The sequence below is a fragment of the Thalassospira povalilytica genome (assembly GCF_002844235.1).
Taxonomy (GTDB): Bacteria; Pseudomonadota; Alphaproteobacteria; order Rhodospirillales; family Thalassospiraceae; genus Thalassospira; species Thalassospira povalilytica.
Genome location: NZ_PGTS01000001.1, coordinates 514,936 through 541,905 on the forward strand (window position 1 = coordinate 514,936; position 26,970 = coordinate 541,905).

At 55.3% G+C, this 26,970-nt stretch carries 20 protein-coding genes; 12 read left to right on the forward strand and 8 right to left on the reverse strand.

Features of this window, described 5'->3' with window-relative positions:
- The first annotated feature begins 42 nt into the window (after positions 1 to 42).
- Entirely contained in the window at positions 43 to 2,178 is a 2,136-nt protein-coding gene (gene uvrB, locus CU041_RS02250; RefSeq protein WP_101245601.1) for an excinuclease ABC subunit UvrB, read from the forward strand.
- A gap of 177 nt (positions 2,179 to 2,355) precedes the next feature.
- Positions 2,356 to 3,132, forward strand: coding sequence for a substrate-binding periplasmic protein (locus CU041_RS02255; protein ID WP_170310087.1), 777 nt, complete (start codon positions 2,356 to 2,358; stop codon positions 3,130 to 3,132).
- Between the two features lie 185 nt (positions 3,133 to 3,317).
- Here CU041_RS02255 and msrP read toward each other — a convergent pair whose 3' ends face one another.
- Positions 3,318 to 4,286 carry a protein-methionine-sulfoxide reductase catalytic subunit MsrP gene (msrP, locus tag CU041_RS02260; protein WP_101245603.1) on the reverse strand — a complete coding sequence of 323 codons (969 nt, stop codon included), beginning with the start codon at positions 4,284 to 4,286 and terminating at the stop codon, positions 3,318 to 3,320.
- 223 nt (positions 4,287 to 4,509) lie between these two features.
- Here msrP and CU041_RS02270 point away from each other — a divergent pair, with 223 nt between their 5' ends.
- The 7 genes from CU041_RS02270 to CU041_RS02300 all read left to right on the forward strand — a co-directional run bounded on the left by CU041_RS02270 (position 4,510) and on the right by CU041_RS02300 (position 11,450).
- Complete coding sequence (locus CU041_RS02270) at positions 4,510 to 5,403, forward strand: LysR family transcriptional regulator (RefSeq protein WP_101245893.1); 894 nt, start codon at positions 4,510 to 4,512, stop codon at positions 5,401 to 5,403.
- A gap of 89 nt (positions 5,404 to 5,492) precedes the next feature.
- Complete coding sequence (locus tag CU041_RS02275) at positions 5,493 to 6,356, forward strand: putative hydro-lyase (protein ID WP_082817808.1); 864 nt, start codon at positions 5,493 to 5,495, stop codon at positions 6,354 to 6,356.
- 26 nt (positions 6,357 to 6,382) lie between these two features.
- Positions 6,383 to 7,435 carry a TRAP transporter substrate-binding protein gene (locus tag CU041_RS02280; RefSeq protein ID WP_068518852.1) on the forward strand — a complete coding sequence of 351 codons (1,053 nt, stop codon included), beginning with the start codon at positions 6,383 to 6,385 and terminating at the stop codon, positions 7,433 to 7,435.
- A 28-nt stretch (positions 7,436 to 7,463) separates the two neighbouring features.
- Positions 7,464 to 8,012: a TRAP transporter small permease subunit gene (locus CU041_RS02285; protein WP_082817813.1), complete on the forward strand. Its 549-nt coding sequence runs from the start codon at positions 7,464 to 7,466 to the stop codon at positions 8,010 to 8,012.
- Positions 8,009 to 9,289, forward strand: coding sequence for a TRAP transporter large permease (locus CU041_RS02290; protein ID WP_068518850.1), 1,281 nt, complete (start codon positions 8,009 to 8,011; stop codon positions 9,287 to 9,289). The genes CU041_RS02285 and CU041_RS02290 overlap by 4 nt, the downstream gene beginning before the upstream one ends.
- Before the next feature lie 159 nt (positions 9,290 to 9,448).
- Positions 9,449 to 10,132 carry a DUF2848 domain-containing protein gene (locus CU041_RS02295; protein ID WP_101245604.1) on the forward strand — a complete coding sequence of 228 codons (684 nt, stop codon included), beginning with the start codon at positions 9,449 to 9,451 and terminating at the stop codon, positions 10,130 to 10,132.
- 49 nt (positions 10,133 to 10,181) lie between these two features.
- Positions 10,182 to 11,450, forward strand: a complete 1,269-nt coding sequence (locus CU041_RS02300) for an amidase (RefSeq protein WP_101245605.1) — start codon at positions 10,182 to 10,184, stop codon at positions 11,448 to 11,450.
- 79 nt (positions 11,451 to 11,529) lie between these two features.
- Here the strand turns inward: CU041_RS02300 and CU041_RS02305 are convergent, their stop codons facing one another.
- The 5 genes from CU041_RS02305 to trxB form a co-directional block, all read right to left on the reverse strand.
- On the reverse strand, positions 11,530 to 12,000 hold the full coding sequence (locus CU041_RS02305; RefSeq protein WP_068518847.1) for a Dps family protein: 471 nt from the start codon (positions 11,998 to 12,000) through the stop codon (positions 11,530 to 11,532).
- A gap of 168 nt (positions 12,001 to 12,168) precedes the next feature.
- Positions 12,169 to 14,229 (reverse strand): elongation factor G, encoded by a 2,061-nt coding sequence (locus CU041_RS02310; protein WP_170310088.1) that lies wholly within the window; start codon positions 14,227 to 14,229, stop codon positions 12,169 to 12,171.
- Between the two features lie 833 nt (positions 14,230 to 15,062).
- The gene (locus CU041_RS02315; protein ID WP_101245895.1) at positions 15,063 to 16,439 is read right to left on the reverse strand and encodes an adenylate/guanylate cyclase domain-containing protein; all 1,377 of its coding nucleotides are present in this window, start codon (positions 16,437 to 16,439) and stop codon (positions 15,063 to 15,065) included.
- Positions 16,440 to 17,696: 1,257 nt separating this feature from the next.
- Positions 17,697 to 18,626 (reverse strand): LysR family transcriptional regulator, encoded by a 930-nt coding sequence (locus CU041_RS02320; protein ID WP_068518844.1) that lies wholly within the window; start codon positions 18,624 to 18,626, stop codon positions 17,697 to 17,699.
- 386 nt (positions 18,627 to 19,012) lie between these two features.
- Positions 19,013 to 19,963, reverse strand: coding sequence for a thioredoxin-disulfide reductase (gene trxB, locus CU041_RS02325; RefSeq protein ID WP_068518883.1), 951 nt, complete (start codon positions 19,961 to 19,963; stop codon positions 19,013 to 19,015).
- 345 nt (positions 19,964 to 20,308) lie between these two features.
- Here trxB and CU041_RS02330 point away from each other — a divergent pair, with 345 nt between their 5' ends.
- The 3 genes from CU041_RS02330 to CU041_RS02340 all read left to right on the forward strand — a co-directional run bounded on the left by CU041_RS02330 (position 20,309) and on the right by CU041_RS02340 (position 22,976).
- Complete coding sequence (locus tag CU041_RS02330; protein ID WP_068518843.1) at positions 20,309 to 20,794, forward strand: Lrp/AsnC family transcriptional regulator; 486 nt, start codon at positions 20,309 to 20,311, stop codon at positions 20,792 to 20,794.
- Between the two features lie 395 nt (positions 20,795 to 21,189).
- Positions 21,190 to 21,495 (forward strand): hypothetical protein, encoded by a 306-nt coding sequence (locus tag CU041_RS02335; protein ID WP_212733750.1) that lies wholly within the window; start codon positions 21,190 to 21,192, stop codon positions 21,493 to 21,495.
- 17 nt (positions 21,496 to 21,512) lie between these two features.
- Positions 21,513 to 22,976 (forward strand): methyl-accepting chemotaxis protein, encoded by a 1,464-nt coding sequence (locus CU041_RS02340; protein ID WP_068518841.1) that lies wholly within the window; start codon positions 21,513 to 21,515, stop codon positions 22,974 to 22,976.
- Between the two features lie 169 nt (positions 22,977 to 23,145).
- On the opposite strand, the gene greA is transcribed toward CU041_RS02340, so the two are convergent.
- Together greA and carB are read right to left on the reverse strand one after the other, a co-directional pair.
- The gene (gene greA, locus CU041_RS02345; RefSeq protein WP_068518840.1) at positions 23,146 to 23,619 is read right to left on the reverse strand and encodes a transcription elongation factor GreA; all 474 of its coding nucleotides are present in this window, start codon (positions 23,617 to 23,619) and stop codon (positions 23,146 to 23,148) included.
- A 105-nt stretch (positions 23,620 to 23,724) separates the two neighbouring features.
- Entirely contained in the window at positions 23,725 to 26,967 is a 3,243-nt protein-coding gene (gene carB, locus CU041_RS02350; protein WP_101245607.1) for a carbamoyl-phosphate synthase large subunit, read from the reverse strand.
- Positions 26,968 to 26,970 lie beyond the last annotated feature (3 nt).

A 26,970-nucleotide genomic window follows, 5' to 3' on the forward strand; every position in this document is an offset into this window, starting at 1 on the left:
TGACCTATAACTAGGGGCAAGATCAAACAAGGGATTTGCCCGATGGATGCGCTACCGGAATTTCTGACCAAACGTCGCCCGCCCGTTGAAGGGTCGCGGGAATTCAAGCTGGTGACGGAATATCAGCCCGCCGGCGATCAGCCATCCGCGATTGCCGAACTGATGGCGGGCATCAACGAGAATGAACGCGATCAGGTTCTTCTGGGTGTGACCGGGTCGGGCAAGACCTTTACCATGGCCAATATCATCGCCAAGACCCAGCGCCCGGCCCTTGTTCTTGCGCCAAACAAGACTTTGGCGGCCCAGCTTTATGCCGAGATGAAGGGATTTTTCCCGGAAAACGCGGTCGAGTATTTCGTTTCCTATTACGACTATTACCAGCCCGAAGCCTATATTCCGCGGACCGACACCTATATCGAGAAAGACAGTTCGATCAACGAACAGATCGACCGGATGCGCCACGCTGCAACGCGCGCGATCCTTGAACGCAACGACTGTATCATCGTGGCATCGGTGTCGTGCATTTACGGTATCGGGGCGGTGGAAACATATCTTGAGATGACCCAGCGCATTTCGGTTGGCGACGAGGTCGATCGCAACGACATCATGAAACGACTGGTCGAACTGCAATATACCCGTAATGACGCGGCCTTTTCGCGCGGCACCTTCCGGGTGCGCGGTGACGTGCTTGAGATTTTCCCGGCCCACGCCGAAGACCGGGCATGGCGGGTTTCGATGTTTGGCGACGAGATCGAGGAACTGGCCGAGTTCGATCCGCTGACCGGGCATAAATTTGCGACCATGGACTCGGTCACGGTTTATGCAAATTCGCACCATGTGACACCGCGCCCGACCCTTGTGCAGGCGATGGCCGGTATCAAGCAGGAACTGAAAGACCGTCTGGCACAGTTCCGCGAGGAGGGCAAACTTCTTGCCGCCGAGCGGATTGAACAGCGCACGACCTTTGATCTTGAGATGATGGAAACGGTCGGACACTGCAAAGGGATTGAAAACTATTCCCGCTGGTTGTCGGGCCGTAATCCCGGCGATCCGCCGCCGACATTGTTTGAATATCTTCCGGAAAATGCGTTGCTGTTTGTCGATGAAAGCCACGTGGCCGTCCCACAGATCGGCGGCATGTACCGGGGGGACTATAATCGCAAATTCACCCTGGCCGAACATGGGTTCCGCCTGCCAAGCTGTGTTGATAACCGGCCGCTGAAGTTCGAGGAGTGGGACGCCATGCGCCCGCAAAGCGTGTTTGTTTCGGCAACACCGGGCAATTGGGAAATGGAACGCACCGGTGGTGTCTTTGCCGAACAGGTGATCCGCCCGACCGGTCTTATTGATCCGGTCTGTATTGTTCGTCCGGTTGAAACCCAGGTCGATGATCTTCTGGGTGAGGCCAAGGCATGTGCGGCCAAGGGGCAGCGCGTTCTGGTCACGACCCTGACCAAACGCATGGCCGAGGATTTGACCGAATATCTGCATGAACACGGCATTCGTGTGCGGTATCTGCATTCCGACATTGATACGCTTGAACGGATCGAGATCATCCGTGATTTGCGTCTGGGCGTGTTTGACGTTCTGGTTGGCATCAACCTTCTGCGCGAAGGCCTGGATATTCCGGAATGTGCGCTGGTGGCGATCCTTGATGCGGACAAGGAAGGTTTCCTTCGGTCCAAGACATCGCTGGTTCAGACCATTGGCCGTGCGGCGCGTAACGTTGATGGTCGGGTGTTGCTGTATGCCGACAAGATGACCGACAGCCTGGAATATGCGATTGGCGAAACCAACCGCCGCCGTGAAAAGCAGGTGGCCTATAACGAGGAACATGGCATCACGCCGGAAACGGTCCGCAGCAAGATCAATGATGTTCTCGAAAGTGTGGCGGAACAGGATTACGTCACGGTCGATACCGGCGTTTCGGGCGACACATTGATTGGTCATAACCTGCGTGCGCATATCGAAGATCTTGAAAAACGGATGCGTGAAGCCGCAGGCAACCTTGAATTCGAAGAGGCCGCCCGCCTGCGTGACGAGGTCAAGCGACTGGAAGACCAGGAACTTGGTCTTGCGGAAGCCGGACCGATGGCGCGAAGCATCGGAACGGCCGGCCCCGGATCAAAATCGGCCAACAAACCGAAATATAAAGGCCGCCGGCGCAAGGGACCATAAGCCGAAAACCAATGCAGAAAACGCTGCATCAGATCGGCGAGCAATGCAAAAACAACGGTTGTTCGGGGTGATTTAGTCCGCATATAAAGCGCCATGACGGGCGACGGGAGTCGCGTTGTTGAAGGGAGCGGGTTCTTTCCCTATCCTGATGTTCTGGTGGCCTTGGAGAACAGCTTTATGCTGCGTCTGAGATCTTGGCTTTTGTGGGTTGCGGTTTGTTTGGCCGGGGCAGGTGGATTGTTTGCCGGTGGCAATGCCGTTGCGCGCGAACTGAGCGTGGTGATCAATCCCGCGCCACCCTATCGCATCGTCAAGGAAACGCCGGACGGGCTTTCATATTCGGGCATTTATGTTGAAGTGGTGCGCGAAGCCGCACGCCGGGCCGGTATTGATCTTGCATTCGAAGTGGTGCCGTTCAGGCGTGCTCTTTACCTGATCGAACGGGGCAAGGCCGATTTGATGTTGGGCCCCAACCGTACCGATGAACGCCAGCAATATATGTATTATTTCGGCGCGGCCTTACCCGACGAGCCAAAGGCGATCTATATCGGGGCGCTTGATGGCGATATCCGAAGCATCCAGGATCTGGGTGCAAAGTCGGTCGGGGTATTACGCGGGGCAAATCACAGCCGCCAGCTTGACGAAGTTGCCGACATCCGGCTGGTCGAGGCGGCCGATTATCCGACCCTGTTCAGGATGCTTGATATGCACCGGATCCACGCCTTGATCGTTCCGGAACTTCTGGCGGTTGAACTGATCAGACGCGAAGGGCCGTTTCGTATTCGCAAGGCCGATCTGGTGTTGCAAGGTCAGCCATCCTTTATCGGATTGTCCCGCCAGTCCGCCTATTTCACCGATGGCAGCTTTACCGCACTTGAAGCCGCATTGGTTGAAATGCGCCATGACGGCACGTTTGATGAAATCTATGCCCGCTATGCCCAGCCCGCCCAATAGGCGGACCCGACATCATGCATCCCGCATTATGAGGCGGGGATAATTGTGTGCCGCCATGGGCAAATTTGCAGACTGCAATGCCGGTTCCGAAAACCGAACGCGCCGCCCATCAGCAAAGATGGCCAGCGCGCATAACGGGAAGATCGGTTGCAAGGAGCGTGTTTGCTGCGCTCAAGGATGACCGGTCACATGAACAGTTTTTCGTTTTCCATGCCCTTGTAGATATCGGCGACATATTCGCCATATCCGTTGTAAATCCGGGTCGGGACGCTTTCGCCATTATTCAGCAGGCGTTCGTAAGCCTGACTCCATCGCGGATGGGGGACTTCGGGGTTTACATTGGCCCAAAAGCCGTATTCGTCGCTGTTGATATCTTCCCAGAAACTTTTGGGGCGTTCATCGGTGAAGGTAAAGCGGACGATGGATTTGATGTTTTTGAAGCCGTATTTCCAAGGGGTGACCAGACGCAAGGGCGCGCCATTTTGTTTGGGCAGTTCTTCGCCGTAAATGCCCGTCGCGATCATGGTCAGTTCATTGGTGGCCTCGGCCATCGACAGACCTTCGATATAGGGCCAGGGGTACCAGAATTGACGAAGCCCCGGCATGGTTTCCTTTTGGCTGGCGGTTTCCATTTCGACATATTTGGCGCCTGAAAGCGGTTTGGCAAAATCAACCAGTGCCTTCATCGGGAAGCCGGACCAGGGCACGGTCATAGCCCATGCCTCGACACAGCGGAAACGATAGACCCGTTCTTCGAGCGGCATCTTGCGCACGAGTTCTTCGAAATCGATTTCGATCGGCTTTTCAACCAGCCCGTCAATCTTGACCGTCCAGGGGCGGATATTCATCGCCTGGGCGGCCTGCGAGATCGATTTGTGCGACCCGAATTCATAGAAGTTGTTATAGGTCAGCGCCTTGGCCTTTTCGGTCAGTTCGCGATCCACCGTATAGGCCGGATTGCGCGATACCGGATAAAGGTCGGCGGTTGATGCCGATCCTTGTGCCAGCGCACTGCCAAGTGGCAGGGACGCGGCGGTTGCACCGATCGATCCGGCGGCAATCCCCTTAAGGAACTGACGGCGGTTCTGGTAGACCGCTTGTGGTGTGGCATCACGTTCAGGAATTTCCCAGCCCTTTTTGCGGCGTATCAGCATGTCGTCCTCCAATTACCCGGTTGGTTCAATGTCCGTGCAAAAGCATCTTTGGGCAAGTCACGCCTCGGTGATCGGTTGGTGAAACCCGGTTTGGCGCGCGGTCCGGTATCTTGGATTTACGGCAAAAGACGGGCTTCTGATCAAAAGATTGATCAATTGATCGTGCGAAGTGATCGGATGGAGGGTAAAGTGATCACAAACAATATTGATCAGGGTGGATGGCGTGTTTGAATTCAAGGATATCGAAATTCTGCAAGATATCGTCAAGGCTGGCGGTTTTCGGGCCGCAGCCCAGAAATACAATCTGTCGCAATCGGCGATTTCGGCCCGGGTTTCGGGGTTGGAAAAGAAACTGGGCATCATGCTGTTTGATCGCAGCAACCGGCAGGTTCGCCTGACGGCGGCGGGTTTGCGCTTTGTCGAGGAAGCCCAGCGCCTGTCACGGGCGCGCGACCGCATCTGGCAGGAATTGACCCATCCGGGCGAACTGAGCGGAACCGTGCGCATCGGTGTTGCCGAAACCATCGTGCATACGCTTTTGACCGATATGCTCAACAAGCTGAAAAACGACTTCCCCAAGGTCCGGTTCGAATTGTCAGTCGATACATCCGGGCAGCTTGGCAAGGCGCTTGAAGATGACGAAATGGATGTCGCGATCATGTTGCGCGAATCCGTGCCCCAAGGTGCGGTGGCAGCTCCGTTAAAGCCGGTTGAACTGGGCTGGTATTGCGCCGAAACGATGGAACTGGGGGATGCACCCCTGTCACTAAGTGAGCTGGCAAGCCATGCCATCGTGACATTTCCAAAGGGTACCCCGCCATTCCGCGAGGTCGAAAGTATCTTTGCCGCGCCCGATATTTCCCAGCCGGCATTGCATGGTTCGGCATCGCTTTCGACCGTCAAACATCTGGTGGCGGGGGGCTTCGGGATCGGGGTCTTGCCGACCCTGATGGTCAAGAATTCCGTTTGGGATGAACATATTAAGCAAATCCCGGTGCGCGATGAAGCATCGCTGACGGCGTTGCATTTTGTCATCACCTATTACCCGGAACGCAACCGCGAAATCGGGGCGGCAGTACAGGAAGCAGCAAAACTGTTTGATCAAACTGATCGCTAAATACGATCAAAAATCAGATAAAATGATTTCTTGACAAGATCGGTCCGGTTTCTCAATCTTTACAAAGAGGCAGAGAATGGGACTGAAAAATGAACGCGTCAAAAAGCGCCCCCCGTTCCGTTGACATCGCGAAAGAAGCCATTTCCGCAATCACGCCACTGGCGTTGCGCAAGGCGATCCGTAGCGGCGAACATACAGGGACGACCACCGGTTATTCATCAGGTTACCTTCAGGGCAATCTGGCGATCCTGCCGGCCGACTACGCAGACGAGTTTCTGCAATTCTGTGCAAAGAACCCCAAATCATGCCCGTTGATCGGGATGTCCGAACCGGGATCGCCGTTTATCCCGGCACTGGGCGCGGATCTTGATATTCGCACCGATCTTCCGGGGTATCGCATTTTCCGCGGCAGTGCTGATTACACCAGTGCGACCGATCTGACCGATGTCTGGCGCGATGATCTGGTGACATTCGTTCTGGGTTGTTCGTTTTCGTTTGAAGCGGCAATCACGCGCGGCGGTGTGCCGCTGCGTCACATGGATGCCAACCGCAATGTGCCGATGTATGTGACCAATATCGAAACGTCCCCAGCCGGGCGTTTCCATGGTCCGCTGGTGGTATCGATGCGGTCATTCACCCCCGGTGATGCGATCCGGGCGATCCTGTATTCCGATCGATATCGTCTGGCCCACGGCGCACCGGTTCATATCGGCGACCCGGCCCAGATCGGTATTGCGGATATCATGAAACCGGACTTTGGAGATGAACCCGTCATTCATGAAGGGGACATTCCGGTTTTCTGGGCGTGCGGAGTCACGCCGCAAATGGCAATTCGCAATGTCTTACCCGAATTTGCCATCACGCACGAACCCGGCCTGATGCTTGTGACCGATGTCCTTGCCGAGGCCGCGGAGTTTTCCCTTCAGACCAAACCACACACACACCAATCATAAACGATCTATCAGAGAGGACTTTTCTTATGAAAAAGATGGTTTCTTCGCTTTTGGCGGTTTCTGCCCTGGGTGCAGGTTTTGCCGCAACCCCGGCCTTTGCCGAGGATCTTTCGGTTGTCGGCAGCTGGAGCAGCCTGCCGCTTTACAAACAGTATGAAAGCCCGTTCTGGACCGAAACCCTTCCGGCAGATTCCAACGGCGAATTCAATGTTGAAATGACCACCCATGACCAGATGGGCATCGGTGGCGGTGACGTGTTCCGTATCCTGAGCGACGGCGTTTTTGACGTTGCCATGACCGTTGGCGATTACGCAGTTGGCGATGCGCCGGAGCTTGAAGGCCTTGACGTGCCGCTGGTCGCCAACACCGCGGCCGAAGCAAAAGCAATGGTCGAAGCAGCCCGTCCGATGGTTGATGACATCTTTGCCGATCGTTTCAACGCCAAGGTTCTGGCAGTTGCACCGTACCCGCCGCAGGTTGTTTTCTGTGCCGGTGAAGTCAACACGCTTGCCGATCTTAAAGGCAAGAAAGTCCGTGGTTCGGGCCGTATGACCACCAAGTTCCTGGAAGCACTGGGTGCGACCGGCGTGAACGTTGCCTTCTCGGAAGTTCCGGGCGGTCTTGAGCGTGGTGTTATCGATTGTGCCGTTACCGGTGCCGGTTCGGGCTATAGCGCAGGCTGGTGGGAAGTTTCCGATCACCTGATGACCATTCCGCTTGGCGGCTGGGATCCGGTTGTGACCGCGATGAACATGGACAAATGGAACAGCCTGAGTGCCGAACAGCAGGCCTTCATCATGGATGAAGTCAAAACCAAGTTCGAAGCACCGGCCTGGGCGTCGGCAGCAGATGCACTTAAAAACGATGTTGCCTGCCTGACCGGCAATGGCACCTGCCCGGCAGGTGATGCGGCAAGCATGAAACTCGTTGAAGTTTCCGAAGCCGACGTTGCCAAGGCCAAGGAAATCCTGACCACCACGGTTCTGCCGGAATGGGCAGAGCGCGCAGGTAACGATTGGGTCAAACGCTGGAACGATAGCGTTGGTGCGACCGTCGGTGTTACCGTACCGCTGAACTAATCAATAGTGCATGGCGGAGACCGAGATCGTGACCCAGAAACTGATTGCGGCCATCCGCCGCACAAACCGCATTATCGCGCTGCTCGTCGGACTTGTTCTGATGGGCAGCGTGGCCCTGATCATCGCCGAGATTTTGCTGCGTGAAGTTGGCATATCGCTTGGCGGATCAGAAGAAATTTCAGGTTACGTCATGGCAGGCGTTGCAAGCTGGGGCCTTTCATTTGCCCTGACCGAGCTTGCCCATGTCAGGATTGACCTTATTCGTCTGAAATTGCAGCAGCGCGGCAAGGCGTTCCTTGATCTGCTGGCAATTGTTGCGCTGGCCGCGGTGGCATCGATTGTTGCCATTCAATGCTGGCCGGTGCTGTCCAAGACGATCGAACGTGGATCAACCGCAAACACGCCGCTTGAAACGCCGCTTTGGATTCCGCAGGCCATCTGGTTTTCCGGCTGGTTGTGGTTTGCGGTCTGTTCCTGTGCGCTGGTGATCCTTACCCTTATTCTTTTGATGCGACGCGATCTTGAACAGGCCGATACGCTTGTTGGTGCCCGCTCTGAACTGGAGCTGGAATCATGATTTTTGCTGTTACTGCATCCTTGCTGGGTCTTTTGGCCCTGTCGATCCCGGTGGGGATTGTTCTTTTCCTGCTGGGTATTGGTGTTGATCAGTTCTTTACCCCGTTCCCGCTGTTGCGCGGGTTGGGGCAGGTTGTCTGGTCGTCGTCCAATTCTTCGACCCTTATTGCCATTCCGTTCTTTGTGTTGCTGGGTGAAATCCTGGTGCGTGGCGGGATTGCCGCAAAAACCTATGAGGCACTTGATAAGTGGTTCTCATGGCTGCCCGGTGGTCTGATCCATGCCAATATCGGTACGGCAACCATGTTTTCGGCAACCTCGGGGTCGTCGGTTGCAACCGCCGCCACTGTTGCCACCGTCGCCATGCCGCAGGCCGAGAAGCTCGGTTATGATCCCAAACTGTTTTCCGGGGCGATTGCCGCGGGCGGTACATTGGGCATTATGATCCCGCCATCGATCAACCTGATCGTTTACGGGTTCCTGACCGAAACATCGATCCCGCGCCTGTTCCTTGCCGGTCTGGTGCCGGGCCTTGTGATGGCGGTGGCCTTCATGCTGGTGACAGCGGCCCTTTGCAAAATCAAACCGTCGCTTGGCGGGCAGAGCCGGTCCTTTACCTGGTCGGAACGCATTGTCAGCCTGAAGCATTTGCTGCCTATCCTTGTGCTGTTCTTTGTGGTGATCGGATCGATCTATGCCGGTTGGGCGACCCCCACGGAATCAGCCGCGGTTGGTGTTGCGATTGCACTTGGAATTGCAGCATTCAACAAGGGTGTATCCAACCAGATGGTCAAAATGTGCCTTTTGGGCACGGTGCGGATTACCGCGATGATCATGCTGGTGATTATCGGCGCCTATTTCTTGAACTTCACCCTGACGGCGGCGGGTATGGGCCGCGAGCTCAAGGAGCTTCTGGTCGGTCTTAACCTGAGCCCGATGGGAACCCTTTTGGTGGTGATCGCGCTTTATATCGTGCTGGGCTTCTTTATCGAGACCCTGTCGCTGATGGTGGCGACCATTCCGATCATTGTGCCGATCATGGTCGGCATGGGGTTTGACAAGGTCTGGTTTGGCATTCTTCTGATCGTTCTGATCGAGATGGCGCTGATTACCCCGCCGGTCGGATTGAACCTTTATGTCGTGCAAGGCGCACGCAAGACCGGACGATTGTCTGAGGTCATGCTGGGTACCATCCCGTTTGTTCTGGTGATGGTGGCGATGATTATCGGTCTGATCTTCCTGCCTGATCTTGCACTGTTCCTGCCGGAATATCTCTGAGCCGGGAACGCGCAGACCCCATTTCCCTGAACGGGCCCATAAAGAATGCGGATCCACAACCGATCCGCATTCGGGCCCCGCGTCCGCCTGTTGCATCGCGTATCCGCACCGCGCAACAGGCCGGACGCCCCAAAAAACAAGTTGAACGGGACTATAAAAATGCAGATGAAATTCAGCCTTTCTGGCAAAGAGATCGCCTTTGATATCAGCCATTGCACCGTTGCCGGTTGGACCGGACGCGATGCCAAGGCCATTCAGCATCACATCGACGAGCTGGCCGCAATCGGGGTCAAACCGCCATCAAGCGTTCCGCTTTATTACCGGACGGCATCGGGCATGGTGACCCAGCAGGACGTGATTGAAGTGGTTGGCAAAGGCACATCGGGTGAGATCGAACCGTTCCTGATTGCAAGTGATGGCGTGCTTTATATCGGTCTGGCATCGGATCATACCGACCGTGAACTTGAAGCGCATTCGGTTGCCCTGTCCAAACAGATCTGTGAAAAGCCGGTGGCACGTGACATCTGGCGTTTTGACGAAGTGGCCGACCATATCGAACAGATCGAAATGCGGTCGTGGATTTCGGAAAAGGACGGCGATGAGTGGGTTCTGTATCAGGAAGGCACGATTGCCTCGATCCGTCCGTTGACTGACCTGATTGATGGTTCGGGTCTGATGTCATCGGCCCCGGCCGGCAAGGCATCGGTGATGCTGTGCGGGACCCTTGGTGCCAAGGGTGGCGTGCGTCCGGCAAAACGTTTCAAAATGGCGTTGCATGATCCGGTACTTGGTCGCACGATCGAGCACTCTTATGCAATTAATGAACTGCCGGAAATTGCCTGAGCCAGTTTCCGTCTGAACCATAACGATAAAACAAGGATGAGGCAGCCAGATGGGTGCGATGATCGACAAGGCACAAGCAGCAATCGACAAGGTCAATGAACTTGGGGATCTGAAAGGTAAAATCTTTACCGAATTTGACCCGGACCGGATTCTGGCTGCTGCGGCAAAGGCCGAAGAAATGGCTGCTGCCAATCCTGACCTGCCATTGGCCGGGATGCTGGTGTCGATCAAGGACCTGTATGACGAGGCTGGCATTGCCACCACGGCGGCATCCAAGCTTTTGCTTGATCGCGCACCGGCCGATCAGGACTGCGATGTTGTGGCCCAGGTCAAAAAAGCCGGTGCGATCCCGTTCGGGCGCACCAGCCTGAGCGAATTTGCCTATTCCGGTGTCGGGCTTAACCCGCATTACGGCACACCTGGCAATGTGTTCGACCCTGAAGGCATTCCGGGCGGTTCAACATCGGGCGGCGGTTTGACCGTTGCCCATGATCTGGTTGATTTTGCACTTGGCACCGATACGGGGGGATCGATCCGCATCCCGTCGGCAATTAACGGGCTTTATGGTTTCAAACCCAGCCGGTTGTGCGTTTCGGGCAAGGGCATCCATCCGTTGGCAAAAAGTTTCGATACGCCAGGCCCGCTTGCGCGTGATCTGGAAACCGCGATCACGGTTTTCGAAGTCATGACCGGCAAGGCCGTTGCGCAGACTGCTGCGAAATCCATGCGGATCGGTGTGCCGACCAGCGGGTTTGTCGACGGGCTGGATGACCGGGTCAAAGCCGACTTTGCCGCGATTTGTGACAAGCTGAAATCGGCGGGCCATGAGTTGGTAGAGATCGAGCTTGGCTTTGTTGCCGAGAATGCGATCCTGAATAAGATGCTGGTGGCGTTTGAAGCCCACGCGATCTATTCGGAGGACTTGGAGACACTTGAAACGGTCGGTGATCCACGTGTTCTGGCACGGATCAAATTTGCCGAAACCCTGTCCAAGGACGAAATGATCGCAGCCTATGCCAAGCGGGCCGACATCGTTTCGATGTTTAATGCCGCGATGGCCGATGTCGATGTCATGATTGCGCCGACCTTGCCGATGATGGCACCGAAAATTGCCGAGGTCGAAGCCGATTTCGACCATTTGAATGCGCAGATGCTGCGCAATACCAGTTATCTTAATCTGGTTGATGCCTGTGCCATTTCGATCCCGGTCCATGTTGAAGGCGAAACCATCCCGGCGGCCTTGATGATCGCAGCCCCGCACGGGGCGGATAAAGTGGTCCTGAATGCAGCCCGTCAGATCGATCCGCTGTTTGGCTAAGATCTCCTGTCTGACAGAATAGAAAAAACGGCCCGGGATTTCCGGGCCGTTTTCTGTTTGGGAAAGATTGATCTGATGATCAGCTTTCAAGCAGGGAACGCAGCATCCAGGCGGTTTTTTCATGAACCTGAATGCGGGCGGTCAGAAGATCGGCAGTCGCGTCATCGTCCGAGCTGTCGCAAATCGGATAAAGCGAACGCGCGGTCTTGATCACGGTTTCATGGCCCGATACCAGCTGACGGATCATGTCCTTGGCAGCGGGGACGCCTTTTTCTTCCTCGATCGAAGACAGTTCGGCATAGGCCGAGAAACTGGCCGGTGCAAAGGCACCCAGCGAACGGATACGTTCGGCGATTTCATCAATCGCGGTGGCCAGTTCGGTATATTGTTCTTCGAACATGGTGTGCAGGGTCTGGAACATCGGACCCGTCACGTTCCAGTGGAAGTTGTGAGTCTTGAGATACAGCGCATAGGAATCAGCCAGAACGCGGCCAAGGCCGTCGGCGATTGCAGTGCGGTTGGTTTCATTGATGCCAATATCAATCTGCATGGTCGATCTCCTTTCGTCGAGGGCGCAACCCACGAAGGTTCTTTGTGTTTCTGTCTTGAGAAGGAGTATGAAACACGCAGAAACGTTACGCCAATCAATAGTTTATTGATTTGCAATAGATCAATTCTATTACAAAAAGTGTGGTTATAGATTGTGTCATGCCAAGGGCTATTTCCCGGCTTTCTGTTGCTGGGTGACGATGGTGTCGGCCTGTTTCCCGGTCAGTTCCTGCATGTGGGAATAGCTGCGTGTGAAAAAGCCGGTTCCCTGTGTCAAAGAACGTAATTCCGTCACCATGTCGGCGGTTTCCGATGTCGGCATCTGAACGTCGATTTCATCCCATCCCTGCCAGCCATCCTTGGCATTGAAGCCAAGAATTTGACCGCGCCGGGTGCTGACCAGCCGCTGGGCCTTGGATGTGAAGTCTGACGGGATCGAAATGGTACAGCGATCAACCGGTTCAAGAAGCACCGGACCGGCATTGCCAAGTGCCTCGCCGGTGGCGATGCGGCCAGCCATCTGGAAGGCTTGATCGGAACTGTCGACAGTGTGATAGGACCCGTCGACCAGCTTGACTGCGACATCAATTACGGGAAAACCAAGTGGCCCGCATCGCAAGCCGTCACGAATGCCTTTTTCGACTGCCGAGATATATTGCCGCGGGATGGCGCCACCAACGATATGGTCGCTGAAGTCAAATCCTTCGCCGCGGCCAAGCGGGCGCAGTTCGATTGCAGCATCCCCGAATTGGCCATGTCCGCCGGTCTGTTTTTTGTATCGTCCGCGGGCCGAGGACGGTTTGCGGATGGTTTCCTGATAACCGGTCAGAACCGCCGTCGTGGTGATTTCCAGATGATAGTGATCGCGCAGATGTGCCAGCGCGCATTGCAGATGAATGTCCCCCTGACCGGCCAGAACCAGTTGTCCGGTGCTGTCATTGTGGGTGAAGCTCAGGGAACGGTCCTGTTCGCATAAATGTCGCAAGGCTTCGGTCAGTTTGACATCATCACCCGGTTTGGTGACTTCAAGCCCGGTTTCATAAAGCGGGGGCAGGGGATCGGGCCATAAACTGTCGATCAGGCCATCGGTTGCAACCAGGCTTCCGGTGCGCAAATGTTCAATGCGCGGCAGGCCGACAATTGCCCCGGTTCGGGCAGCATCAAGTTTTTCATGCTTGTCGGCAAAGATGGTGCAAAGTCCTGACAGCTTGTCCGCACCAAGCGCATCAGCGTTTTTAAGAACCCCCGACAGAACGCGCCCAAAGCAGAACCGCCCGGCATGGGACAGATGCAGGGTTTTGAAAATCTGAACGATGGTTTTCTGATCATCGGGATCAACACCAAGACGATGGGCACAGACATCCGCCGCAGGGGCTTCGTGGCGCAATGCCTTAAGCAGCCGGATAATCCCGTGATCCTGTTCGGCCGATCCGAAAAACACCGGCACGATCAGATCGCGGCCAAGATCCTGTTTAAGATTGTCATAGATCGTGGCAGGGGCGGGTGTTTGATCTTCGAGAATCTGTTCAAGAAGATCATCATCAAAATCAGCCAGTGTTTCGAGCAGGCCTTCGCGTGCTTCGTCTTCGCGGCTTGCCAACGTGGAGGGCATGGTAATCAGTTTGGAAGGCTGACCTTCGAGATACTGATAAGCCCGTTCAGAGACGATATCGACAAAGCCGGTGATGGCATCGTCATGACCATCGCCATCGCGGATCGGTATTTCACGCAGGATCAGGGGGCGTTCGGAAATAGATTGCAGGGCGTCGATATTATCGCGCAATCGTACGCCGGCATGATCGGTCTTGTTGATGAAAATCAGATGGGGGATGCGGTTGCGATCAAGAAATTTCAGGATCGGGGCAACCGTCATCACCCGGGCGGGATCACAATCAACCACGACAATGGCGACATCGCAGATCATCGCGACTTCGCGGGCATCCTGGGCAAAGTCGACCGATCCCGGACAGTCGATAAAATGCCATTCCTCGTCAAGATAGGTGGTCTGGGCGCAGGTGAGTTCGGTGCTCATTTCGCGGGTGCGCGATTGGGGATTGTTGTCACCGACGGTATTGTGGTCGCGGATGGTTCCCTTGCGGTGGATGCGCCCGGTTGCACATAGCAAACTTTCAAACAGGGAAGTCTTGCCGCTGGAATAGGGGCCGATCAGGGCCGCAACGCGCGGGGGATGTGTGCCGGGTGAAGTGGTCGAACGGGCGGTGCTGGGCATTGGCATCTCCTTGAACAGGAAGACCGATATCCCATGGTGCCGGGCGTGTGTTGCGATCTGTTCCACGCTGCAGCAATCCTGGCAGCCGGTCTGGACGTTTCGAATGCCCGGTTTTGTCCGGGATGTCTTTTTAAGGCAGGGTGGGGACATTGGGCGTCAGGCTGAGCCATTTGGTTGATATGCAGCCCGGTTTGCATGTTTCGTGCTGTCCGATACACCCCCTTAAGTAGATCATGGCTTGGGGCATTGGTATCAAGTGGTTGGTGGAAATGTGCCCAGATTTGAACATAATTCGCCCCGAAATGGCCCAATCAGGCCTGTTTTCCTGCCTTGTTCTTCGGTCAAATTCGTTCTTGTCAGTCGAGGACATGGCCAGCCAAATCTGTCCCCCCTCACAAGGCTGGGCCGGTTGTTTTCAGGTTAGTTCCCCCACCTGGAATGCCGCGACTGACAAGGTCTCCCCAAGACCGTAATGACCCCGAATATGTTGGGGCGGGTTTATCCCGCCCCATTTTTTTATGTCCTGATCCGGGGCGGGACAGGTGCCGTATTTGCCCCATTTCGCCCGCAAATGGTCATCAAGCGTAGATTTTTAAGCCCCAATTACATGGCAAATTCCTAATTATCGGAAGCGCAAACACCGATGCAGTGCCCTCCCTCACGACGCATCGGGGCCCGAATGAACGTTTTCTCCCCCGAAACGTTCACACCCCACGGGCAAGGCAACGCTTCCGATCGGTCTCCCCAAGACCATCTGTCCCCAAAGCCCGGGCGAGCCCCAAGCTCCCCGGGCCTTTTTTTGTCTGTGGCATGGTGCGCAAACAGAGCTGCGATCAGGCCTGTTGCGGGGTTGTTCGTGTAGTGTCGGCGTGACGTGGCTGCGGCGGGGCAATCCCGAATATTCGTGTCGGGGTTTCACGCCCGCGCATGGTGACCTCACCGCGCGAAATCCAGTTCGGGATATCGGCATGATCACCACAGGCCCTGACGGTGCTTTCTGTGGCCAGGATGTAGCTTCCATATTGTTTGTTCATGCCTTCAAGGCGGGCGGCGATATTGACGTTGTCACCATGGACGGTAAAGGTCAGGCGGTTTTCCGATCCGATGGCACCGATCACGATATCACCGGTATTGATCCCGCATCGTGTTTTCAGCTTTCCACCGAAACTGTAGACCCGGTTTTCGGACAGTTCCTGAATGGCAAGTGCGGTGCGCACCGCATTCAGCGCATGATCGGCATCCGGGGTGACCGCGTTAAAGGTGATCAGCATGGCATCGCCTTCGAACTGCGTGATCACACCCCCGAAACGCGAAATGATGGCATTGGTCTGGGTGAAATACTCATTCAGCATCGTCGCCAATGCCTGGGGGCTCAGTTTTTCGGAGATGGATGAGAACCCTTCGATATCGGTGAACATCACGGTTGCGCTAACCGCTTCGCCATCGCCGGGTTTGATCTGTTGGTCGGCATGGGTGATGCGATCGGCAATTTCGGGCGATACAAACCGTGACAGATCGCGGGCGGCAATTTCATCGGTGACTGCACGGATAAAGGACCGTTTGGCACGCATTACCGCAATCGTGAGTACAAGGGTGACCAGAACAATTGCGATGATCTTGTCAATTTCCGCACCGATCAGGATCGAGTTCGAGGTCAGATAGGTGACATAGTCACGGGTGATCATGCTTTGGCCGCCCTCGCTCCAGATCACGTAACCGGCAAGGATCAGCCAGCCCAGCGCGGCCGTGCCGCCGGCAATCAGGATATAGCGCGGATCAAAGCGCAGGCTGCGCAACGCGATAAAGATAAAGACATACATCACCGTCGGCGCTTTGAGATAGAAGCTGGCCGGTTGCATATACTGGATATGGAAGCTCCAGATCAGGACCATCAGAAGCCCGATATCGGCAATCACCGACAAGGTCAGAAAACCGTCAGTCAGGGCATTGCGATAGGCCAGCATCAACCGTTTCAGCGTGAACAGGTAATAAAGCCCCAGCGCCCATGGCACCGGCTGAATGCCATTGGACATGGTGGCACTTGGCGAGATCGCATACAGGCTGGCGAAAATGGTCACCAGCAACAATTGCACCCAGCCAATCAGCTTTTCGCTGTCATGTTGTTGTTTGTCGATCGCGGCCTGAACCCGTTCGGGCAGGTGGGACTGGGCTTTGTTGCCAAACAGGAATGCACCAAGTGTGCTTTTCATTGTGACCGGAATCCCGATTGCTGTGGCCGAAACCATCAGACAATAGCACAGGATTGCTTAACAGACCCGGCAATGGCGCACACGACCGGCGGGCATTGTTAATCATCGCCCATTTGCCAAACAGGCCATGCCGGTGCCGGTTAAACAAGCAGGTGTATTGATGGAGGGGGAGGATGCGGGCAAAAAAAAAGCCGGGCAACAAATGTGCCCGGCAAGTTTATCAGGGAGGCTTCACGTCTGGGAGACGTAGGACCCTTCGCAGGGCCCTGGGTAAGCCGGACAGGGCGTCCGGCTAAGACCGAAATTCGGTCAGGGAGAAAACTCTTTACCGCGGTGCGGTGTTTGCCGCTGCGGTTCGAGAGGGAAGATAGCGTTTTTGCCGGGAAACACCACTGCCAAATTGCTTTTTCAGCCATGCAAAATCTGCATAAATGTTGGGCTGCGAAGATTTGTGGTTTAACTATTTGAAATTGCGCGATTTTATTTGGGTGATCTGTGTCACTTGCTTGTGAAATGGGCATTTGACCGCGAAATCAATTGTGCAACAGCACAAAAAAAATGCCGGTAGCAGGGGGGCGCTACCGGCAAAGATCAACAGGGAGGCTTACGTCTGGGAGACGTAGGGAACCTTGGGGAAGATTCCGGTGCCGGATTTCGTTCCGACGGACGGATCATGCGGAGATCAGGGAAGCTGAAGCGATCACGATTTCGCGTCTGCTCACAACTTATGATGCAAATGTAAGTATGCTTGCTTCCGATTTAAAGTAGAATAAGGTCAGACCAACCATGCAGGGAATGCATGGCAGAAAAATGTCAATAATTTTAAGAAATTATGACCAGCCCCGCGTCTGGCGCATTCCAAAACACTTATATTAGACCCTGATCCGGATGGCTTGTCCGCGCGATTTTGCATGTAACGGACCGTTCTGCGACCCGAAAAACAGCATCTGGCGATTCTGTCGGCCAGATATCGGCGGGGATCAACGCCGATCAGGTCGCCTTTTCAGGGGACAGAGATGAATTTTGGGGCCGCATTTGGCGGGTTCGCAAAGCGTGGTCCGGATGGTGCGTGTATTCCCGTGGTCCGACATCCGGATCATCCCGGTGATGGCAGGGGGCATGCGGGCAAGGGGGCAGGACGGGGCCATGATCAGTGACCATGGGGATGGGGCGAAATTATCCATGCGTTGCGCGCAATGCAAAACGGCCCGGCGGAACTGCCGGGCCGTTTCAAACGGGATTTGGGTAAGCCTTGCGCTATTTGTCGGCGCTGGCACTGCTGGCGGCGGCCGCGGCCTTGGCTTTTACCTTCGAGATTTCTTCGATCAGGAAGTCGCGGAACACGGCAATGCGTTTTGAATGGCGCAATTCTTCCGGATAGACGAAATAGGCATCAAAGCTTGGCCCTTCGAGCTCGGGCAGGATGCGGACCAGATTGCTGTTGGTCGGCAGCAGATAATCAGGCAGGGCTGAAATCCCCAGACCGGATTCGGTCGCGCGGAAAATGCCGTAAATATTGTTCAGCTTCAGAATCGGGCGCATGTCCGGTTTGAACTGCTGGGCAGTGGCCATCATCCAGTTGACGTTCGAAACCGGCGGGCGGGCATCCGCACCATAAATGATCAGCCGGTGATCTTTCAGATCTTCGGGTGTCTTGGGCATGCCGTATTGTTTGATATATTCCGGCGACGCAAAGACGTGATAGCGCAGGGTCATCAACTGCCGCTGTACCAGATCGGCCTGACGCGGTGGCTGCATGCGGATGGCGACATCGGCCTCACGCATGGCAAGATCAAGTTCCTCGTCATTGAGGACCAGCGACAGTTCGATTTCCGGATAGCGTTCCAGGAATTCATTGATGCGCGGAGTCAGCCAGGTCGAGCCAAAGGCCACCGTGGTGGTGACTTTCAACGGGCCACTCGGGCGTTCCTTGGATTCACGAATGCGGGCTTCGGCCATGGAAAGCTTGGCAAAGACGTCATGGGCGGTGCGATACAGCAACTCGCCCTGTTCGGTCAGAATCAGGCCACGGGCATGGCGGTGAAAAAGCGGAACCTTGACGCTTTCTTCAAGCGCGCTGATCTGTCGGCTGACAGCCGACTGGCTCAGATTAAGGTTTTCCCCTGCGTGAGTGAAGCTTCCGGCTTCCGCAACAGCGTGAAATACACGCAGCTTGTCCCAGTCCATAGACCCGCTCCTAGATGTCACTGCCGCACGGCTCTGCGCCAGTCCCCTGATAATACTTCTCTTCTTTTATGGGTAATTTGGTTTCAACACTGTTAAGCGCGTCACACAAACGACCCAAGCCCGTAATTGGGTTCAGACCCTTTACCAATATGAGGCCTGTAGCATTTTCTGCAAGCAGGCATTTTCCGCAATGTTGATTTCGCAGACGCGTGATTCTTTTGAAATGTCAGACGATTGGCGGGATCAGGTAATTTGTAAGCATGAAAAAAGGGGATGCATGTTGCATCCCCTTGCAGGTATTTCTGACCACTTCGCGTGATCGGGCAATCATCCTGTTTGGCCCGGCGATTGACGTGTTGTCAAAGCACGGTCAACGCCCTGTCAGATCAGGCTTCGTGTTCGGCAATGAACTTTTCGGCCTCAAGCGCGGCCATGCAGCCCATGCCAGCCGCGGTCACGGCCTGACGGTAAATCTTGTCGGTGACATCGCCAGCCGCAAACACACCCGGGACATTGGTCACGGTGCTGCCCGGCTTGACCAGAACATAGTTCTCGTCATCCATATCGACCTGGCCCTTGAAGATGGCGGTCGCCGGATCATGGCCGATGGCAACAAAGAAGCCGTCAGCCGGAATGTCGGTGACTTCGTCGGTTTTGACATTGCGGACGCGAACTGCCTCGACGCCATCCATCGGGCCGTCACCGCCCAGAATGTCTTCGACAACGCTGTCCCAGACCACGTCGATTTTTTCATGCTTGAGAAGGCGTTCCTGAAGCATCTTTTCGGCGCGCAATTCATCGCGACGATGGATCAGGGTAACTTTCGAGCAGATACCGGCAAGATACAGGGCTTCTTCAACGGCGGTATTACCGCCGCCAACAACCGTGACCGGTTTGTTGCGATAGAAGAACCCGTCACAGGTCGCGCATGCCGAAACGCCGCGACCATTGAATTTTTCTTCGCCCGGAAGGCCAAGCCAGCGTGCCTGCGCACCGGTGGAAATGATCACGGTTTCAGCGATATAGGTATCGCCGGAGTCGCCTTTGCAGACGAACGGACGTTTGGAAAAATCGACCTCGGTGATCAGGTCATGCACCATTTTGGTACCGACATGTTCAGCCTGTGCCTTCATCTGATCCATCAGCCACGGACCCTGAATGACATCGGCAAAGCCCGGGAAGTTTTCGACATCGGTGGTGATCGTCAACTGACCACCCGGCTGAAGGCCCATCACCATCATGGGTTCAAGGTTGGCGCGTGCCGCATAGATTGCCGCAGTATAACCGGCAGGGCCGGAGCCGATGATGAGGACTTTGGTCTGATGTTCCTGGGCCATGTTCTTTGTATATGTCCGAGATTGATAAAAGCTGACGTCGAACATATGGGCAGTCCGGACAAGACGCAACCGCTTCACGCAAAGTTTGACCGGCGGATATCGCGTTTTTTGAATGGTGAAATTTTACGCAACAAACCGGTAGTTTCGCCAGACTGTTGAAGGCCGGGGACAATGCCGGAATTCTGCATCGTCAGCGATGCCAAAAAGCGGATTTTACTGCATTTTCAGTTACGGCATCCAAGCGCAAGATTGCATTCTTGCTCGGAATATATTATTGCCAGCAACTTGCCTCGCTGTAATATTGTTTCAATCGGGGTAACTTTCGCGCACAGAATCGAGGAATAAATGCAACGGGTCAAACTCGACAAGATCGACCGCAGAATCCTGCGCGATCTACAGGAAGATGGCCGCATGACCAATGTGGAACTTGCCAGACGTGCAGGTATCTCGGCCCCGCCCTGTTTGCGTCGTGTGCGCGCACTCGAAGAAACCGGATTTATCCAGGGCTATCATGCCGATGTCGATGCGCAGGCGCTTGGCTATAACGTGACGGTGTTTGCGATGGTCGGTCTTGCCAGCCAGGCCGAACATGATTTGCGTGCCTTTGAAGCCCGTGCGGCGCAATGGCCGGAAGTTCGTGAATGCCACATGGTGGCCGGTGAAATGGACTTCCTGCTGAAAATCGTTTCGCACAGCTGGGACGAATATCAGAAATTCCTGACCACCGAACTGACGGTTGCCGAAAACGTCAATCACGTCAAATCGGCATTGTCGATTCGAACCGCAAAGAACATGCCCGGCGTTCCGATTGATATCGACGCCGAAGACTGATCGCTTCGGACATTTGCTGCGTAATGTAAACCGGTGCCAATTTGGCGCCGGTTTTGTTTTTGCACCCTGTTTCCGTGCAACCCGCCATGGGCAGCGCATGCCGCCCGGGTTTATGTGCCGTCGTGCGGCGATGTCGCGGGCAGGGTGTGGCTAGCGGACTGATATCATGATGGAAAAACGTGATTGAGGAATACGGTCAAATACACGTGCAGATGAATAACCTTACTAAACGTAGGGATGAAAATCCTTGTAAAGGATGTGGTTTAGGCATACATACCAAGTACCTATACCAATGGGATAAGTTTTATATCAAAGGTTAGTCATTGGAAGCGTTCAGATCACAGCATCAAGCCCGCGAAAATGAACCGGTCATCGATCAGGGATGGTCGGGGATCGTGCCGGCAGGTTTATTTGCCCTGTGCGGTGTGGTGTTGCTGGTGCTTTTGTCCTATCGCCCGGCCGATGACATGACCGGTGTCGGTATGGTGTTTCCACTTTCACTGTCTGAAGATGACATTCTTGCGCAAGTCGGTGCGTCTGGCGGGCGCGTTGTGCGGTTTGGCGGCTTTGGCCATATGGCGGTCGTTGTGCGCGACGATGGTGCCGTCCCGCAGGCCGAAGATTTCGGCGCGATGTTTACCCTGTCTCCGCTGATTGCTTCAGCATGTTTTGAGTCCGGCGATACCAATAACGCCTTTTGACGTCTGGGTGTAAGTCCATGGAAAAGTTACTAGAAATTCGGGCCAACGCGATAAAGACACTGTTCGTGATCCTGGCGCTGCACATCCCGCTTAGCGGGATTGCCGGATATGTCGCCAGCAGTGATGCATGGTCTCCATTGATTGCCAGTGCAGTTTTTGCCGCTGTTGCCTTTGTGATTTATCGCCTGGCGGGAACGCAGGCACAGGTCACGCGGTTTGTTGTGGCCTCGGCGATGATTTTGCAGGTTGGTGTGCTGGTTTATGCGTTTCGCGGGCATCACTGGCAGATTGACGTGCATATGTATTTCTTTGCTGCCCTTGCGGTTCTTGGCGCACTGGTATGCTGGAAAACAATTGTCGTTGTGACCGGCGTGATCGCGCTGCATCACCTGATCCTGAATTTTGCGGTGCCTTACTGGGTGTTCCCCGAAGGCGGCCAGTTCTGGCGTGTGGTTTTGCATGCGGTGGTGGTGATTGTCGAAGCGGGCGTTCTGATCTGGTCGTGCAAAAGCCTTTATACCACGCTTGCCAATGCCGAAACCGCACGCAACGAAGCGGTCAAGGCTGCGACCGCGGCCGAAGACCTGTTGGCGCAGAATGAACAATTGCGCAAACAGCGTCAGGTCGAACGCGAACAGTTCAAACGTGAACTGGCCGACCAGATCAGTGCGATGATTGGTAAATCGGCCGGGGCGGTTGATGATGAATCTGTTCAGTTGCAGAAACGTGCACAGCATATGAATGACCGTGCACGGGTTGCAAAGGAAGCATCCAAAGGGGCCGTGCACGCGTCTGAAGAAACGTCGCAGAACGTTGAATCAGCGGCATCGGCAGTAGATGAAATCAACGCATCGGCCGAAGAAATCGCCCGCCAGATCGGGCGTGCCCGCGAGATTACCGACAATGCGGTGGAGCGGTCAAAAACCGCCAGCGACCGGATCGAATGGTTGTCAAATGCGGCCGAAAAGATTGGCGAAGTCGTCAATCTGATTACCGATATCGCGTCCCAGACCAACCTTCTGGCGCTCAACGCGACGATCGAGGCCGCCCGTGCCGGAGAAGCCGGCAAGGGCTTTGCCGTTGTTGCCAACGAGGTCAAAAACCTGGCCAACCAGACCGCGCGGGCAACGGACGAGATCGCCCAGCAGATTTCCGAAATCCAGGCCGCAACCGGGGATTCGGTATCGGCAGTAAACGGGGTTTCCGAAACCATCGGCGATATGGTCGAAGTGGCGGCAACCATTTCGGCCACGATGGAACAGCAGCAAAGTGCAACCCGCGAGATCGCGCATAGTCTGGGCAGCACGGTTGAGGCAACCCGCGATCTGTCGGACCTGATCCATCAATTGTCACAGATTTCGGCCGAAACCGGCGAGATGGCAACCGAACTTCTGGGCAGTGCCGATCATCTGGGATCGGAGGCAACCGATCTTAATCGCAATGTGGAGGCCGTTCTCGAACGGTTGGCCAAAAGCGGTTAAAGCCAGCAGATCCGTTGCCAAAATGGCAGACAGCAGAAAGCCGGGCATATGCGCCCGGCTTTTTTGTTTGCAGTGATCGGGGGCCTGGAGCGGGGATACCCGGCATACGGGCATAAAAAAACGGCCCGATAATCATCGGACCGTTTTGATCACTGGGACATTTCCCGATTTACGAGAAATCGACCTTCAGAATTTCATAGCTTTTGGTGCCGCCCGGGACGGTTACTTCGACGGAATCACCGACAGACTTGCCGATCAACGCACGCCCGATCGGCGAGGTGGTTGAAATGCGGCCAGCATTGATGTCAGCCTCGATCGGGCCGACAACCTGATAGGTGGTTTCCTCGTCGGTATCTTCGTCGACAAGATCAACCTTGGCGCCGAACTTCACAACGTTGCCGGCCAGAGACGGCACGTCGATCACTTCGGAACGGCTCAGGACATCTTCGAGCTCGGCAATACGACCTTCGCAGAAACTTTGGCGTTCGCGTGCAGCATGGTATTCGGCGTTTTCCGAAAGATCACCATGTTCGCGTGCTTCCGCGATAGCCTTGATGATTTCAAGACGTTCGACGGACTTGCGATGCTTCAGTTCTTCTTCGAGGCGCTGATGCCCTTGCGGGGTCATTGGTACTTTTTCCATCGCGCTCACAGCCTATTCTTATTAGCGGTCGATACTACAAAATCAACCGCCCGGCATTTTACCGCCGGGCGGTCTGAATTCTTCCGTCAGGTTCGGTAAGGAACCTTAGTACTTGTCCCCAAGATATTCCTGAACCGGACGAACTGCAAGTGCGCCGCGTTTCAGGTTGTCGATGGCGCGCAATGTTGCGCGGGCACCGGCGACAGTGGTGTAGTACGGAATATCATCGGTAAGTGCAGTACGACGGATCGAGAAACTGTCGACCACGGCCTGTTTGCTTTCCGTGGTATTGAATACCAGGTTGATATCGCCGTTCTTCATCATGTCCACGATATGGGGACGTCCTTCCTGTACCTTATTGACCGGGGTGACGTCCAGCCCTTCTTTTTCAAGAGCTTCTGCGGTGCCGTGCGTCGCAACCACGCTAAAGCCAAGGGCAATTGCGTCGCGTGCGAGTTGAACAGCAGCCGGTTTGTCGTGATTTTTGACCGAGATGAAGACCTTGCCACCTTGCGGCAGCGTGTGGCCTGCGGCCATCTGTGCCTTGGCAAAGGCGCGACCGAAATCGGTATCAAGGCCCATGACTTCGCCGGTTGAACGCATTTCCGGGCCAAGCAGGGTGTCGACACCCGGGAAGCGGTTGAACGGAAGGACCGCTTCCTTGACGGCGATATGTTTGAACGGACCGTGATCAATGTCAAAGTCGCCCAGTTTTTCGCCCGCCATGATACGTGCGCCGATTTTTGCAATCGGGTTGCCGGTTGCCTTGGCGACGAACGGAACGGTACGCGATGCGCGCGGGTTAACCTCGATCAGATAGATCGTGTCATCCTTGATCGCGAACTGAACGTTCATCAGACCAACAACATTAAGCGCCTTGGCCAACTGGACAGTCTGTGCCTTGAGGCGTTCAATCATGGCCTCGTCAAGCGAGTAGGGCGGCAGCGAGCAGGCAGAGTCACCGGAATGAATACCGGCTTCTTCGATATGCTGCATGATGCCCGCGACAAAGACGCTTTCACCATCGGAAACCGCATCGGCGTCGATTTCGATCGCATCCTGAAGGAAGCTGTCGATCAGAACCGGGCTTTTGCCGGAAACCTGAACGGCTTCGTGCATGTAGCGCAGCAGGTCTTCGGTGGTGTGAACGATTTCCATCGCACGACCGCCAAGCACGTAAGACGGGCGGATCACGATCGGGTAACCGATGCTTTCGGCAATCTTGACGGCTTCGTCAACCGAACGGGCAATGCCGTTGGCCGGCTGTTTGAGGCCGAGCTTGTTGATCAGCGCCTGGAACCGGTCGCGGTCTTCGGCAAGGTCGATGCTGTCCGGGCTGGTACCAAGGATCGGGATGCCGGCCTTTTCAAGGGCAGCGGAAAGTTTCAGCGGGGTTTGGCCACCATACTGAACAATCACGCCCATCAGTTCGCCCTTGGACTGTTCAAGCTGGCACAGCTCGATCACGTCTTCGGCGGTCAGCGGTTCGAAATACAGGCGATCGGAGGTGTCATAGTCGGTTGAAACCGTTTCCGGGTTGCAGTTGACCATGATGGCTTCGATGCCTGCTTCGCGCAGCGCATAGGCCGCGTGCACACAGCAATAGTCAAACTCGATGCCCTGACCGATACGGTTCGGACCACCACCAAGAATGATGACTTTCTTGCGGTCGGTGACTTCGGCTTCGTTTTCCGGCTCGAAGAAACCGTCGCCTTCATACATCGAATACATATACGAGGTGCGCGACGGGAATTCGGCGGCACAGGTATCGATGCGTTTGTAAACCGGACGCAGGCCAAGGGCCTGACGGTCGGCGCGCACGGTGTCTTCGTCCTTGCCGGCCAGTTCGGCCAGACGGGCATCGGAGAAGCCGAGCTTTTTAAGGCGCAGCAATTCCTGCTTGTCGGTCGGAATGCCGTTGGCGCGGACTTTTTCTTCTTCGGCGACCAGCATTTCAAGCTGTTTGAGATACCAGCGGTCAAACTTGGTGGCCGACTGGATTTCTTCGAGCGTCATGCCATGGCGGAAAGCCTGGGCCGCGTAAAGAATACGGAACGGGATCGGCTGGGTCAGCTGGGCGCGGATTGCGGCCTTGTCCGGGGCGCCTTCGATTTTGACTTCGTTCAGGCCCGTAAGGCCGGTTTCCATCGACCGCAGGCCTTTCTGAAGGCTTTCGGCAAAGCTTCCGCCAATCGACATGGCTTCACCGACCGACTTCATGGCTGTACCCAGAAGCGGTTTGGCGCCCGGGAACTTTTCAAAGGTGAAGCGCGGGATCTTGGTGACGACATAGTCGATGGTTGGCTCGAACGAAGCCGGGGTCACACCGGTAATGTCGTTATCAAGTTCATCAAGGGTGTAACCAACTGCAAGCTTGGCCGCGATTTTGGCAATCGGGAAGCCGGTTGCCTTGGATGCCAGGGCAGATGAGCGCGAGACGCGCGGGTTCATTTCAATAACGATCAGACGACCGTCGTCCGGATTGACCGCGAACTGAACGTTGGAACCACCGGTATCAACACCGATCTCGCGGAGCACGGCAAGCGATGCGTCGCGCATGATCTGGTATTCTTTGTCGGTCAGGGTCAGGGCCGGGGCAACCGTGATCGAATCCCCGGTATGGATGCCCATCGGATCGACGTTTTCAATCGAACAGATGATGATGCAGTTATCCGCGCTGTCGCGGACGACTTCCATTTCATATTCTTTCCAGCCGAGAATGGATTCTTCGATCAGGACCGTATGAGTCGGGGAGATCGCCAGACCGTTGCGCACGATCTGTTCGAATTCTTCACGGTTATAGGCAATGCCGCCGCCTTCGCCGCCAAGGGTGAAGCTCGGACGGATGATTGCCGGCAGACCGGTGATTTCAAGTGCCTTGACCGCATCTTCGAAGGTGCTGACCATCGCAGAACGCGCACTTTCCAGACCGATCTTGTCCATGGCGTCACGGAACAGCTGGCGGTCTTCGGCCTTTTCGATGACGTGCTTTTTCGCACCGATCATTTCCACGCCGTATTTTTCAAGGGTGCCGTCATTGAACAGGGCCAGTGCCGTGTTCAGCGCGGTCTGGCCACCCATGGTCGGCAGAAGCGCGTCCGGGCGTTCCTTTTCGATGATCTTGGCGACCATTGCCGGTTTGATCGGCTCGATATAGGTGGCATCGGCCAGGTTCGGGTCGGTCATGATGGTCGCCGGGTTCGAGTTGACCAGAATGACGCGGTAACCTTCTTCCTTGAGCGCCTTACAGGCCTGGGCGCCGGAATAGTCGAATTCGCAAGCCTGACCAATGACAATCGGGCCAGCACCGATGATGAGGATTGATTTGATATCTGTACGTTTCGGCATGTC